Raw genomic sequence first — 12,848 nt, forward strand, 5'->3', positions numbered from 1 at the left:
TTTCACTATGCTTCTAAAAACTTCACGCAAACGCCTTCAGCAGCTTGTTGACTATCATCTGTTAATGTTAAACGACCCGTTGCTTTATCTCGCTTGAATACGACTACTTTTGAATCGCCTTGTTCATGCGCCACAACGAGATAATCATCAGAAGGTGTGATGTTGAAATCACGTGAGAATTCATCCCCTGATAGTACGATGTCTACTAATTCTAATCTCGCACCGTCATCTAATACTTTAAAAATAGCAATACTATCATGACCTCTATTTGAAATATATAAATATTGCTGATCATGTGACAAATGGACTGCCGCTAACTTTGTCGGATGTAAAAAGTCTTCTGGAATCGTTAAATGGCGTTCACGCTCTGTAAAACGTCCATCTTCATAATCCATGACAACCACCGTATTTGATAATTCATTGACCACATATGCATAACGTCCTGTTTTATGATATGCAATATGACGTGGTCCATCTCCCGGTTGTAGCTCAGTTCGATGTGCAACATTTAAGCCTTGATGGCCATAGTGGTATGTCACGAGTAAGTCTGCACCTAAATCAACAGCAACCACATATTTTTGTTCGGGTGTTACTTCAATGTAATGTACATGTGATGCCTCTTGTCTCGCAACATTTGGTCCTGGTGTGTAGTCGTGATACACTTCTTCAATCAGCTTGCCGACTTGCTGTTTTTCTGCGTCAAACTCATATATACGTGCGATACCATCACCATATACCGCTTCAAAAATGAATTCACCTTCTGGAGATGCAGAAACATAACATGCAGAACCTTTTAACGATTCAAGACTACGTGCTGTTTCTTCTAATGCGTTGTCATCCTTAATATTAAACGTAACTACGCCTGCACGTTCATCATCTTTAGTAAATGCGATAAGTGTATCTTTAAACTGACTTAAATATGTAGAAGCATTCAACTCATACGCTGTTTCAACAGTTTTAATTTTGCCTGTTTGTTCATCTAATTCAAAGTGATAAATACCTTTACCTTCTTTTTTGGTATATGAGCCGATGTAACCCTTTGTCGTCATATCACTCTCTCCTTTGCTTATATCTAGCTAAAAGGACTGTCATAGAATAATAGTTATTCTACTTCAGTCCCCTTTTGATTATCCGATATTATTTTCGATATCTGATACGATTTCTTTTGTTTTGCTTTCGATTTCTTCAAAATCTTTTTTGAAAACATATGCTAACACAGCTGCACCAGCACCTACTACTAACGTTGTGAAGAATGTTAGTAAGAAGAAAAATTTAAATACACCTTTAATGAAATTCCACATAATTGTCACCTCTATTTACATAATATATACATAGGTATCATACCATATATAATTCCCATGGTTAAATAAATACCCTAAACACGAACAAACTAATCTAAAAACATTCAATTATCTATCAAAATATGGTACATTATGAATAAATAATTTTAAGAAAGAGGTAAATTGCATGCCATACATTTCATTGCTCAATTATTGGAAAAACTATGACATTGAAGGCGTGTCAAATATGATAGATGATCAAGTTGTAGCATATTATATTAATGAAATAGGTGAACCAGTTGCTCTAAGCAAGTCACACTTAATTGATATGCTTCATAAACGCACGAAACAAGTCGAATCAAACAAAAATTTGCAATGGAATTTTGAAGTGATTCACCGCGCACATGTTTATGATAAGCAAATGGTTATTTTTTATACATATTCGCATGAAAGTTCAGACTACCATAAGACAAGCAAGACTATGATAGCCATCACCTTCAGCACACGCAAGACAGATGATCCGAGCCCAATTAAGTCCATCTATATTACACCGAATGTTAAAGATTTCCACAATTAACATGGTGTAAGCATCAGACACAATGATATCAGCCCCTCACATGATGAAACAGTATATGAATTATATCCTACTACTAACAAAACATTGTCCGATAACATCTGATAACGTCGTTCGACACGTATACGCTAAAAAGACTAAGATGTGAAGTTTCGATAAAACCAATTTTTTACTCTAATAAAAGTTTCAGTCATCAACTATGCACGCTCCAATGAATTTCATTTTATAAATGATATACTCATTATAGTAATGCACACGTCAAAAAACCATTAACCTTGCATTACAACATCGTAACAAAAGATGTATTTTATATTGCAGGAAGGATATCAGTCTATGCAAAACGTTAAGTCAGATATTTTAACTTTTAGAGGTACACATTATGATTACGGTGTCGCAGTCGGCACATGGTTAAAACAAACGAAAATGCTTAAAAATAGAGAAAAAGAATGGCGCAAACGTGTTCCGAGATTTGATATCGATATTCAAGAAACGCAGGCCATCTTCCAACAGTTCGCACCTGAGATTTGGGATGAGATTCGTGGTATACAAGATGTGTTGAATATTCCAACACGACAAGCCATTCTTAATTTTGCTCATTATCGATTTACTACTCTACCAGATAGCGGTTGCAGTGTGTTTGTAGGTGATCATTATCTCGTGCGTAACTATGATTATCATCCTGCTACATATGATGGTCGCTATCAGTTGTTTCAACCCACTGATGGTGGCTACGCACAAATTGGTCCAATGTCACGAACAACAGGACGTATGGATGGTATGAATGAACATGGTCTTGTGATGGCTTACAACTTTATGCATCGTAAAAAGCCAGCAAATGGTTTCGTGTGCTATATGGTTGGTCGAATTATTTTAGAATATTGTCGAAATGTTGAAGAAGCTATCTCGTTATTAAAACGTATCCCCCATCGTAGTTCATTCAGCTATATCGTCATGGATGCTTCTGGCAATCACGCTATTATAGAAGTGACGCCACGTGGTATCGATATCCGTCATGATCAAACATGTACCAATCATTTTAAGTTACTCACGCACGAAAATCGAAACTACACAAAAGAATCGGAAGAACGATTGGCACGATTGGAAGCACAAATTCCTAAAAATTCGCCAGACAAGTTTGATGTATTCAAACGATTTAACGATCCGCAGTACGAAATATATAGTAAACTCTTCAAAAGTTGGAGCGGAACCATTCATACATCAATGTACGATCCTACAACGTTAACCGCTTGGATTACGTTAGGTGAGTCTCAAGCACCTATTGCTTTTGACTTCCGTGCATGGTTAGACGGCAAATCCCTAGAACGTACAACATTACACGGTCAACTCGATACAGACATTCAATTTGCCACAGAATCATAAAAAATAGCGTTACAAATTCATCAATTCCAGAATTTGTAACGCTATTTTTAACGTACAACAATATTTCCATCGTTCGTATATAGTTCAATTTGATGTTTGCCGTTCCCATTGATGCCATTTTTTATATTTGGGTGTTCCACCATCGCTTCACCATTCGTTGGCTGTAACTTCAAACGGACATGTTTCGGTGCTTGTGCATACGACATCTCAATATCTCCTTTATTGGCAATGCCTTTGAGATCACATTCAGGTGACATTTTTAACAAATGCATATCTCCCTCACCAAGTTTGAATAGGCTTTGTTCAACAGCTGTGTGATTCGCAAAAATCATGCCATTCGCTACGTTTACATCACTTTTTGCTAACTTACTATTCTCTACCTTTACAAATGTTTCATGTCCTTTAATTTGTGTATGCTTGAATTGACAATCTTTCAAATTCACTTCTCCATTTTGATCATTCCATACCATAACTTTATCAACCTTTACATCTTTCATATTGACGTTAGCAATATGTGTCGTCACATTCAAATGCTTGAGGTGATTCGGTGGCAACGTAACAACAAGTTCTTCAGCATTCGTGATAAAGGGATTCAGATTCAACATCTTGCGCTTGCCATTCATCCGTTCAACCACCTGCACGGTACGACCTTGTTGCGTCACGTTCAATTGTTCTCTCCCCTTATATTGCATATGGAAAGTCTTTCCTTCTTGAAACTTCACATTAACAATATCTGTATTGACGACAAGTGCTTCAATCTGTGTATCATCAAATGCGCGATCAAGTTTTGTAATCGGTTGGCCTTTCTGTTCAATAAACAGCCAGACTAATGTTCCTAAAATAAAGAAGATGATAAAACAACTCATACCAAAAATAAATAGTTTTTTCATGATTACATGGTTCCTTTTTTCATAAAGTGCATGTTCCAATTTAAATATCGAATGAGTATAGTTCTTATGCCTATGGATGCCTTAACAATCATCACTAAAAACATGGTGCCTAAACCAAGATACGCAAAACTAAACAAATAATTACTAATCGAAAAATTTTGTATACCTGCTAATATATTCGAAATTAATAAAATAAATGGAGAAAGAATCATACCTAACGCAACAAAGGTGGCTGCCATCATCATGATGACGACAATAATTAGTGGAATTAAGACAAAACAGAACGTCACGAGACTCATGCCAATAGTTGCGATAATCGCACGGATGACATGTGTAATATTTGGCTTTTTCTCTGCATCTTTAACCGCAAATTTCGCATACTTCTGTTTTGCAATCTGTTTCGGTGTATCCAATGCATTCACTATCTCTTTGTCGGTAAAGCCTTTTTGCCCTTCTTCATAAAAATAATTTTCATATGTATTCATGACGTCATCAACGACATCTTTTGGTAACTTGTTTAATTGATACTCTAATTCATTCAAAAACGTAATTTTATCCATCCCATTGCACCTGACTACTCTAATAGAAATTACTTTTAATTATAGTTACTTGATTTAAAAATTAAAATAACTATGCACAATTTGTATTGTAAATGTCATATTCTTAATGATTTGTAATTTTAAAATTTTATATTCTGAACACAATAAAAAGCTGAGCAACACATAAAATAGTGTGACTCAGCTAATTCTAATTTATACAAATAAACTCAAGAAGTACACGAATACAAGACCACTGACAGAAATTATCGTTTCAACAAGTGACCAAGTTAAGAATGTTTCTTTGACTGTTAAACCAAAGTATTCTTTGAACATCCAGAAACCTGCATCGTTTACGTGAGAACAGAAGACACTACCTGCACCGATTGCTAATACTACAAGTGCTAAATTAACATCTGCTGTTTGTAATAATGGTAAGACTATTCCTGTTGTAGAGATTGCCGCAACTGTTGCCGAACCTAATGCCAAGCGAAGTACAGCTGCTACAAGCCAAGCAAGTAGTAATGGTGAGATATGTGAACCTGTAAAGAATGTTTCAATACTTTTACCAACGCCACCATCAATCAGTACTTGTTTGAAGGCACCGCCCCCACCGATAATTAAGAGCATCATACCGATTGGATAGATTGCTTGTGTTAAAGTATCCATCACATCTTTCATCGCAATGCCACGCATTAAGCCCATGCTGAAGATTGCAAATAGAACAGCGATTAACATAGCTGTACCCGCTGTACCGATAAAGTAAATAAAGCTTTCAAAGGCGTTTGTTGCGCCATCTGTATGACCTGTGACTAATTGCCATACTGTCGCAAATAACATTAAGATAACTGGTAATAATGCTGTAAATGTACTTAATCCAAAGCTAGGTAACGCATCTTTTTCAAATGTTTTTGTTGCACCTAATGATGAAATATCTCCTTCACGTTGGAATGCTGTTGGTGATAATTTTGGTGCGATTTTTACGAATAGTGGTCCTGACACAATCGTCACTGGAATCGCAATAATAAAGCCGTATAACAACACTTCACCGATATTCGCATTCAATTCAGATGCAATGACAACTGGTCCTGGATGCGGTGGTAAGAAGCCATGTGTTACAGATAAAGCTGTTACCATTGGCAAACCGATTTTCAATTGTGAGATATTCATACGTTTTGCAATGGTAAATACAAGCGGAATTAATAATACAAGTCCAACTTCAAAGAATAGTGCAACCCCAATGATAAATGATGCAATGACCATTGCCCATTGGACATATTTTTCACCTAAACGACTGATGAGTGTATCTGCAATTTGTGTTGCACCGCCACCATCAGCAAGCAATTTGCCGAGCATCGCACCTAAACCGAAGATCAATGCGATATGCCCTAGCGTTCCACCCATTCCGGTTTCAATGGTTTTAATAATACTGTCAAATGGCATACCTAAGAATAAGCCAGTCACAATCGCCGTCACAATTAACGACACGAATGTATTTAATTTAAATGCCATAATTAATACGAGTAACAATAAAATACCTAATACGACACTAATAATTGGCCATAACTCATGTAACATAATATATCCCTCTATTCCTTAAATTAATAATGTTTGCTTTGAAATTTTGCAATTGCTTCATAAGATGACATAAGGCTACGACTCACTTGTATAAAGATAGATGCCAACTCTTGATACGTGTTTACAACTTCTTGATTGGCTTCATGCGCATGTGTTTTACCGACCCAATCCGCAATCATGTCATAGTTGTCACGCTTACCAATAGCAAGGCTTCCGATTGCACAAGCACCAAGGCAGGAGCTTTCGTAGCTTTCAGGCACTTCCAATTCACAATCAAAAATGTCTGCCATCATCTGACGCCATAACGCACTTTTAGAAAAGCCACCTGTCGCATGTATTTTCGACGGCATCTCACCCATTACTTCAACCAACGCAAGATAGACCGTGTACAAGTTAAAGAGCACACCTTCAAGAACCGCACGAATCATATGCTCTTTCTTATGCGCTAAAGTTAGACCAATGAATGATCCCCTTGCATCAGAAGTCCACAACGGAGCACGTTCCCCTGCTAAGTATGGATGGAACATCAAACCTTGCGCACCGGGTTCCACACGTTCAGCGATGCGTGTCATCACATCGTAACTATCCATTCCTAAGCGTTTCGCTGTCTCTACTTCACTTGCTAATAACTCATCACGCAGCCAGCGTAAAACGACACCACCGTTATTAACGGGACCACCGATAACATAGTGTTCATTATCTAGCACATAGCAGAAAATACGACCTTTGCTATCTGTGAGCGGACGATCAACCACTGTGCGTATCGCTCCAGATGTCCCAATCGTGACAGCTACTTCGCCGGGACGATAGCTATTGACACCTAAGTTTGATAAGACACCATCGCTTGCACCCATGACGATTGGTGTTGTTGTATGCAAGCCAATTTGTTTTGCATACTTTTCGTCCATATCCTGACAAATATATTGTGTTGATACCAATCTCGGTAACTGTTCAGATGACAGTTCTAGCAATTGTAGGACTTCTTGGTCCCAATCACGCTTACGCAAGTTGTAAAGACCTGTCGCTGAAGCAATTGATTCATCCATTACCCACTCACCAGTCAATCGGTAAATGACATACGACTTAATATCGACAAAGCGGGCTGCTTGTTGATACAGCGCAGATTCATCATTTTTGAGCCACCACATTTTACTCAAGGGTGACATCGCATGCATTGGCGTACCTGTACGTTCATAGATTTTTTGACCGTTATGGTTCTGCTTCAAATCTTCCACTGCATGTCGTGCTCGGTTATCCGCCCATATAATACTGTTCGTTAAAGGTTTGTCAGAAGCATCTACTAAGATTAAGCTGTGCATCTGTGCACTAAATGACACGAATGAGATGTCTTCTGGTTTAACGTCATTATCTTGAATGACACCTTGTAATGTATTCACAACAGCATCAAACAAAACATCCGGATCTTCTTCTGATGTATCCACAGTTGGTGTAAACATCTCATATTCTTGTTGGGACTTGCCAACTTCTACACCTTGTTCGTTATACAGTACTGATTTCGTACTCGTCGTACCGATATCTATTCCGATCATATACGTTGTCATATCTACTCTCTCCTTACATTTGATCAGACCAAAAAGCGCCAATGTCGTTATTCAAATCACTAAAGTTCAAACGGAATGCTTCATACATTAATCGACGATCACGCTGTTCCACCGCTTCAACAAACTTTTGATGATTCGTAATGACACGCTTAAAGTCCTCTACATCGACATTCATACGTCGTGACATGCTGATATATACCTGACAGGTCATCAATGGTTTCATCTGCATCCACAAATGAGTCAGGTAACTGTGTTCACATGCATTAACCATCAATTCATGGAACTGGATGTCATGTTCTGTAAAACTGACAGGATCTTGGAACTTCACACTGACCTTCATCATCTCTAGCGCCTGATACATTGCATGCACAATGGTTGATAAATCATCTCTTTGAATGACCTTTGTAAAAGCAAAGGATTCTATCATTAAACGGATGTCCGTCATTTCTTGTTGTTTCGTCTCGTTAAAAGGCAATACTTCTGCACCCATACGTTCAAGTTGAATCAAACGATCCTGACTCAAAATCTTGAAGGCATCTCTCACAGGTGAACGACTGACATTGAATTGTTTAGCAATTTGGTTTTCTGTAATGACTTCTTGCTCTTCATACTCACCATTCATCATGTTCAAGCGTAAACATGCTGCAATCCATTCCCCTTTTGACATCTGTTGCTGCCATTGTTTTGGAAATTCCATTTTGTATCACCTCAACTTGTATACAAGTATTCTAATCTAAAAAATCATTTTTGTAAACGCTTACTTGTAGTTTTTATAAATTTTTAAACACCCATCGATTCACATGATGATTTTAGACATAAAAAAACAGCTCGACTGCAAGATTTCTCTCACAGACAAGCTGTCTTATCATCCTAAAAAATTAAATATCTTTTTTAGCAATCAAATATGCATTTCCAGCAAATAACATGATGCATGAAGCAACGTTAATGATCCATTGCCAATTGGTAAATGACATATCGTTTTCTAATGTTTTTTGCGTTAAATAACCAATTGGAATATAGTCTAAAGCTTCCATCAATTTTGGGCCTATTTGTGGAATTAATGGAATAAACGGTGACACAATCGTTAAAAAGAGTAATAAGAATATCCCTAATGTATAGACAAACGCAGGCTTTTGTATGATTAAATTAAACATAAATAATAATAAACCATAAATGAAAAAGAGCATTAAATAAAATACTGGCAATTGTCCAACCGATTTCATATCAATACTTGGTCCTTGTGTCGTCCAATCCACAATATACGTGATACCTAGTACCACCACTGCCATCAAGATACTCAACATAATCATCGAAATTGCTTTTGCGACTAAATACTGGATGCGATGATGCAAGCTATTTAAATAAAGTTGAATCGTTCCTTCTGAAATATCTCGACTTAATGTTTTAACGATAAACATCATACCAATGAGAGAGAAAAACCATTTTTCCATCGATAAAATTATATTAGGATCTACTTCATCACCCGTTGCCACAACAACACTGACTACAACTGCAATTGGTAAAACCCCTAATAAAATAGCGATATAAGTTAAAGGACTTTTTATAACACTCAACATATCAAACTTCACTAATTGTAAGCTGTTCATGCGTTGTCACCTCGTTTATTAATGTCAAAGTAAGTATCTCTTAATGTTGCTTTACGCGTTTCAATATATGTCGGATAAATATGTTGCGATGATAATCCCTTTAATAACCATTGATAGTTCTGTTGTTGACTGATAATGATAACACCTTCATCTTTTTGTACTTGAAGGACATTGAAATGTTCTGTTAAATATTGACGGGCTGCTTCAAAATCATCATAGGTAACTTGAATCATCGTTTGGCTTGTCTCTTGTTCACCTGTCAACATCATATCTTGAACAAACTTACCATCTCTTAGAAAAACAGCGCGATCACAAATCAGTTCAATATCTTCTAACTTATGACTCGAAATTAAAATTTTCATCTCTAGTTCTTTTGCAAGTTGCTCAATTGTTTTAAGTACATCAATTGAACCATCTGGATCCATGCCATTCGTTGGTTCATCTAAAATTAAAAATTTCGGTTTGTTCATAAGTGAAACCGCAATTGCCAGTTTTTGTTTCATTCCCATCGAATATTTCTTCACTTTTTTATGGATATACGATTCCATGCCAAAAGCACGGACAATATTTTCTGTATATGCCTTGTCATACCCTTTTCCAAGTACTTGCACAAATAATTTCAAATTATAAAGACCCGTTTTATTACCATATAACTTCGGATGTTCGATTAAGTAGCCAACCGCATCTTCTTTTGAAACCTTGACTTCTCCTGAGTAATTAACAATATTGCCATTCATTATTTTCATCAGCGTGGTTTTACCGACACCATTCTTACCAATCAGCCCAACAATACGGCTATCATTAAATGCAAAATCAATATGATCAATGACAACATGTTTGTTGTACTGTTTCGATATTTGTTTTAGTTCCATTGATGTTCCTCCTAAGTATTGTGTATACGTTTCATTTGAAAAATATAAGTGAAAATCGCCGTTAAAATACTAAAAACAACATAGTAAATTCCGATATCCATTGAAAAATAGTCCGGATTGTCAAAGGCAAAGAATCCTATCGTGACAAAACTTAAAGCAATCAATGCTGGAATAAAGCCCAATATTGAAATCATATAAATGAACATCGGTGGGCGTTGTTTACGTGATTGTTCCCCTGATGCTGGAAAGGAGATCAGAAACGCTAGAAGGTTTGTGGCGATAAATCCATATATAAATGACACTTTGATCTGGTTCACTTCAATATAAAACTGGTTGACGTCATATAAAAGTATTAATAATACTGTTAGAATAGTGAGCCCCATCACTGTGATGTAATGTACATTCAACAACTGTTTCTTTGATACAGGTAAGCTATGTTGAAACAAATAAGCCTCATCACTTCCAAATCGTTTTTGCAGACGAAATGCATGGGCTGAGTCAGCGATACAAATGAAGAAAATAATAAGCATAACAGGTATAAACCACATCTCATAATCCGGTTCATAACGCTGATATATTGGATAAACAAGTAATAAAATCAAATATAATATCAAAGTATTTTTATGCAAATATACATTGCGTTTGATTAAGTTCAGCATCTTCTTCTCCTTTCTTTATTAGTACCTATAATCTTATTTTATTTCGACCTAATCGACGGTATCTTAAAACGGTTTTTATACCGAAACATATCAATGACAAAACGAGCAATATCCACGGCATGATGTTGAACCAAAATAAATCGATACCATTCATCAATGTACCTATCAATGCGAAAGAATTAAATAATAAAAATGCGAATATCACGTAGCTTATCCACATATTATGAAATTCATCGAGTATCGTACGTACACAAAAAGTCGCGATAAATAGTGTTAAGCTCAAGAATGCTGCGATGACTTCAAATATATTTGGAAATGGCGCAATCAAATATATGAGCACGATACCACTGACATGTATACTACAAATGACTAAAATATACAGATTAAAACTTTTTAATAATAAGCGGTCACTTGTTGGTAAACTTCGGAATGTCACATACGACTGATTACGATTTAAATAGTCAATTGTATAGACTGGAAAGCCTGATAAAACACCGAGTAACATGGCAATGAGCCATAAAAATAACGACTGATTTGTCATATAGCAGTATGTCAGTATGACAATCATAAAGAGATAACAAGTTATATAGGTAGCTTTTGAAGAATCACCTAATGAAAAGTTGCGTTTAATGAGTGTTATCATGATTCATCACACCTTTTTTGTGTTGTTCATAATGCACCATTATCTCTTCCACGGTCATTGGTGAAATTGTGACACGTTGCCCGAACAATTCATGGAATGTTTGTGCATCTTTTGTCATACCACTATATACGTCTTCTTTTTCAACACAATGAATGAGTAACTGTCGTAGTTCATCATCTAAGTCTGCACTATCACCTCGTACAAGATGATGTGTTTCTAATAGTTCTTCCTTAGAGCCATTTACAATAATGTGACCGTCTTGTAAGTGAACAATATAATCAGCAATACGCTCTAAATCGGAAATGATGTGTGTTGAGAAGAAGACAGATTTTTGTTCATCTAACAATTCTTCTTGAATAATGTCTAAAATCTCATTACGGACAACGGGGTCCAGTCCTGCTGTTGGTTCATCAAATATATACAATTCAGCATGATGACTGAGTGCAATTGCAAGTGATAACTTCATCTTCATCCCTGTCGATAGTTCACGAATTTTTTTATCATATGGCAGTTCAAAACGTTTCAAATAATCCATAAACAGTTCGTGATCCCATTGACTATAAAATGGTGCGATCAACTTTTCTGCCTTTTTAACTTTCCATTTATCATTTAAATACAACTCTGAATAAACAAATCCAATTTTATCTTTGAGGTCAACTGGATCAGCTTGCATCGGTTGCCCGAACAACTTAATATCACCTGCTGTTGGCTGTAATAAATCCATAATCATCCGAATCGTTGTTGTTTTCCCTGAACCGTTTGCACCGATAAAACCTGTCACGTATCCTTTAGGCACATCAAAATGAATATCTTCTAATGTAAAATGTTTCGTCTCATAACGTACATGATTGAGTTCAATGGCTTTTCCACTCATAATGATTCCTCCTCATATAGCATCTTGACGATGTCTTGAAGTTCTGACAAAGACATCCCGATTGTTTTTGCTTCTTTTACAAGTGATTGTGTAAGTTCTTCGATGACGATAAATTGTTTTTCCTTCAAAATAGACGTATCTTGTTCCCTGACAAAGGTGCCTTTCCCTCGAATAGAAGTTAAATAGCCTTCTTTTTCTAAGTCTTCATAGGCTCGTTTCGTTGTAATCACACTGACGCCTAAATCTTTCGCAAGTTCTCTCATTGATGGTAGGTTAGCACCTGCCGGCAGAATCCCCCGCAAAATCTGTTCTTTAATTTGATGCTTAATTTGTTCATATATGGGCGATGCACTATTATTTTGCAGTAAAATTTTCATGTATACCTCCCTCTCT

15 protein-coding genes are annotated in these 12,848 nt (G+C 36.4%); 2 read left to right on the forward strand and 13 right to left on the reverse strand.

The genetic code is table 11. From position 1 onward, the window contains the following. Positions 1–5 precede the first annotated feature (5 nt). Positions 6–1,049, reverse strand: coding sequence for a 6-phosphogluconolactonase (gene pglS / locus MUA51_RS07710; RefSeq protein ID WP_262559223.1), 1,044 nt, complete (start codon positions 1,047–1,049; stop codon positions 6–8). A 78-nt stretch (positions 1,050–1,127) separates the two neighbouring features. Then, the gene (locus MUA51_RS07715) at positions 1,128–1,301 is read right to left on the reverse strand and encodes a hypothetical protein (RefSeq protein WP_262559224.1); all 174 of its coding nucleotides are present in this window, start codon (positions 1,299–1,301) and stop codon (positions 1,128–1,130) included. A 166-nt stretch (positions 1,302–1,467) separates the two neighbouring features. Between MUA51_RS07715 and MUA51_RS07720 the strand changes: the two genes are divergently transcribed. Further along, on the forward strand, positions 1,468–1,857 hold the full coding sequence (locus MUA51_RS07720) for a hypothetical protein (RefSeq protein WP_262559225.1): 390 nt from the start codon (positions 1,468–1,470) through the stop codon (positions 1,855–1,857). Positions 1,858–2,187: 330 nt separating this feature from the next. Continuing rightward, on the forward strand, positions 2,188–3,234 hold the full coding sequence (locus MUA51_RS07725) for a C45 family autoproteolytic acyltransferase/hydrolase (RefSeq protein ID WP_262559227.1): 1,047 nt from the start codon (positions 2,188–2,190) through the stop codon (positions 3,232–3,234). A gap of 47 nt (positions 3,235–3,281) precedes the next feature. Here MUA51_RS07725 and MUA51_RS07730 read toward each other — a convergent pair whose 3' ends face one another. The 11 genes from MUA51_RS07730 to pmtR form a co-directional block, all read right to left on the reverse strand. Next, entirely contained in the window at positions 3,282–4,124 is an 843-nt protein-coding gene (locus MUA51_RS07730; RefSeq protein WP_262559228.1) for a DUF4097 family beta strand repeat-containing protein, read from the reverse strand. 2 nt (positions 4,125–4,126) lie between these two features. Then, positions 4,127–4,684: a DUF1700 domain-containing protein gene (locus tag MUA51_RS07735; protein ID WP_262559229.1), complete on the reverse strand. Its 558-nt coding sequence runs from the start codon at positions 4,682–4,684 to the stop codon at positions 4,127–4,129. A gap of 192 nt (positions 4,685–4,876) precedes the next feature. Continuing rightward, entirely contained in the window at positions 4,877–6,238 is a 1,362-nt protein-coding gene (locus MUA51_RS07740; RefSeq protein WP_262559230.1) for a gluconate:H+ symporter, read from the reverse strand. A gap of 23 nt (positions 6,239–6,261) precedes the next feature. Continuing rightward, complete coding sequence (gntK, locus tag MUA51_RS07745) at positions 6,262–7,800, reverse strand: gluconokinase (protein ID WP_262559231.1); 1,539 nt, start codon at positions 7,798–7,800, stop codon at positions 6,262–6,264. A 13-nt stretch (positions 7,801–7,813) separates the two neighbouring features. Further along, positions 7,814–8,497, reverse strand: a complete 684-nt coding sequence (locus MUA51_RS07750) for a GntR family transcriptional regulator (protein ID WP_262559232.1) — start codon at positions 8,495–8,497, stop codon at positions 7,814–7,816. A 181-nt stretch (positions 8,498–8,678) separates the two neighbouring features. Continuing rightward, positions 8,679–9,407 carry a phenol-soluble modulin export ABC transporter permease subunit PmtD gene (pmtD, locus tag MUA51_RS07755; protein WP_262559233.1) on the reverse strand — a complete coding sequence of 243 codons (729 nt, stop codon included), beginning with the start codon at positions 9,405–9,407 and terminating at the stop codon, positions 8,679–8,681. Further along, complete coding sequence (gene pmtC / locus MUA51_RS07760; protein ID WP_262559234.1) at positions 9,404–10,279, reverse strand: phenol-soluble modulin export ABC transporter ATP-binding protein PmtC; 876 nt, start codon at positions 10,277–10,279, stop codon at positions 9,404–9,406. The genes pmtD and pmtC overlap by 4 nt, the downstream gene beginning before the upstream one ends. An 11-nt stretch (positions 10,280–10,290) precedes the next feature. Further along, on the reverse strand, positions 10,291–10,938 hold the full coding sequence (pmtB, locus tag MUA51_RS07765) for a phenol-soluble modulin export ABC transporter permease subunit PmtB (protein ID WP_262559235.1): 648 nt from the start codon (positions 10,936–10,938) through the stop codon (positions 10,291–10,293). 25 nt (positions 10,939–10,963) lie between these two features. Further along, positions 10,964–11,581 (reverse strand): hypothetical protein, encoded by a 618-nt coding sequence (locus MUA51_RS07770; RefSeq protein WP_262559236.1) that lies wholly within the window; start codon positions 11,579–11,581, stop codon positions 10,964–10,966. Further along, the gene (pmtA, locus tag MUA51_RS07775; RefSeq protein WP_262559237.1) at positions 11,565–12,455 is read right to left on the reverse strand and encodes a phenol-soluble modulin export ABC transporter ATP-binding protein PmtA; all 891 of its coding nucleotides are present in this window, start codon (positions 12,453–12,455) and stop codon (positions 11,565–11,567) included. The genes MUA51_RS07770 and pmtA overlap by 17 nt, the downstream gene beginning before the upstream one ends. Next, positions 12,452–12,832, reverse strand: coding sequence for a PSM export ABC transporter transcriptional regulator PmtR (gene pmtR, locus MUA51_RS07780; protein ID WP_262559238.1), 381 nt, complete (start codon positions 12,830–12,832; stop codon positions 12,452–12,454). The genes pmtA and pmtR overlap by 4 nt, the downstream gene beginning before the upstream one ends. Positions 12,833–12,848 lie beyond the last annotated feature (16 nt).

Origin of the sequence: Staphylococcus sp. IVB6214 (genome assembly GCF_025558585.1) — a bacterium.
In the GTDB taxonomy this organism is placed as follows: domain Bacteria; phylum Bacillota; class Bacilli; order Staphylococcales; family Staphylococcaceae; genus Staphylococcus.

Excerpts from the sequence above, each read along its gene's own strand:
- pglS (WP_262559223.1), bottom strand. The coding sequence starts at position 1,049 with ATGACGACAAAGGGTTACATCGGCTCATATACCAAAAAAGAAGGTAAA.
- MUA51_RS07715 (WP_262559224.1), bottom strand. The coding sequence starts at position 1,301 with ATGTGGAATTTCATTAAAGGTGTATTTAAATTTTTCTTCTTACTAACA.
- MUA51_RS07720 (WP_262559225.1), top strand. The coding sequence starts at position 1,468 with ATGCCATACATTTCATTGCTCAATTATTGGAAAAACTATGACATTGAA.
- MUA51_RS07725 (WP_262559227.1), top strand. The coding sequence starts at position 2,188 with ATGCAAAACGTTAAGTCAGATATTTTAACTTTTAGAGGTACACATTAT.
- MUA51_RS07730 (WP_262559228.1), bottom strand. The coding sequence starts at position 4,124 with ATGAAAAAACTATTTATTTTTGGTATGAGTTGTTTTATCATCTTCTTT.
- MUA51_RS07735 (WP_262559229.1), bottom strand. The coding sequence starts at position 4,684 with ATGGATAAAATTACGTTTTTGAATGAATTAGAGTATCAATTAAACAAG.
- MUA51_RS07740 (WP_262559230.1), bottom strand. The coding sequence starts at position 6,238 with ATGTTACATGAGTTATGGCCAATTATTAGTGTCGTATTAGGTATTTTA.
- gntK (WP_262559231.1), bottom strand. The coding sequence starts at position 7,800 with ATGACAACGTATATGATCGGAATAGATATCGGTACGACGAGTACGAAA.
- MUA51_RS07750 (WP_262559232.1), bottom strand. The coding sequence starts at position 8,497 with ATGGAATTTCCAAAACAATGGCAGCAACAGATGTCAAAAGGGGAATGG.
- pmtD (WP_262559233.1), bottom strand. The coding sequence starts at position 9,407 with ATGAACAGCTTACAATTAGTGAAGTTTGATATGTTGAGTGTTATAAAA.
- pmtC (WP_262559234.1), bottom strand. The coding sequence starts at position 10,279 with ATGGAACTAAAACAAATATCGAAACAGTACAACAAACATGTTGTCATT.
- pmtB (WP_262559235.1), bottom strand. The coding sequence starts at position 10,938 with ATGCTGAACTTAATCAAACGCAATGTATATTTGCATAAAAATACTTTG.
- MUA51_RS07770 (WP_262559236.1), bottom strand. The coding sequence starts at position 11,581 with ATGATAACACTCATTAAACGCAACTTTTCATTAGGTGATTCTTCAAAA.
- pmtA (WP_262559237.1), bottom strand. The coding sequence starts at position 12,455 with ATGAGTGGAAAAGCCATTGAACTCAATCATGTACGTTATGAGACGAAA.
- pmtR (WP_262559238.1), bottom strand. The coding sequence starts at position 12,832 with ATGAAAATTTTACTGCAAAATAATAGTGCATCGCCCATATATGAACAA.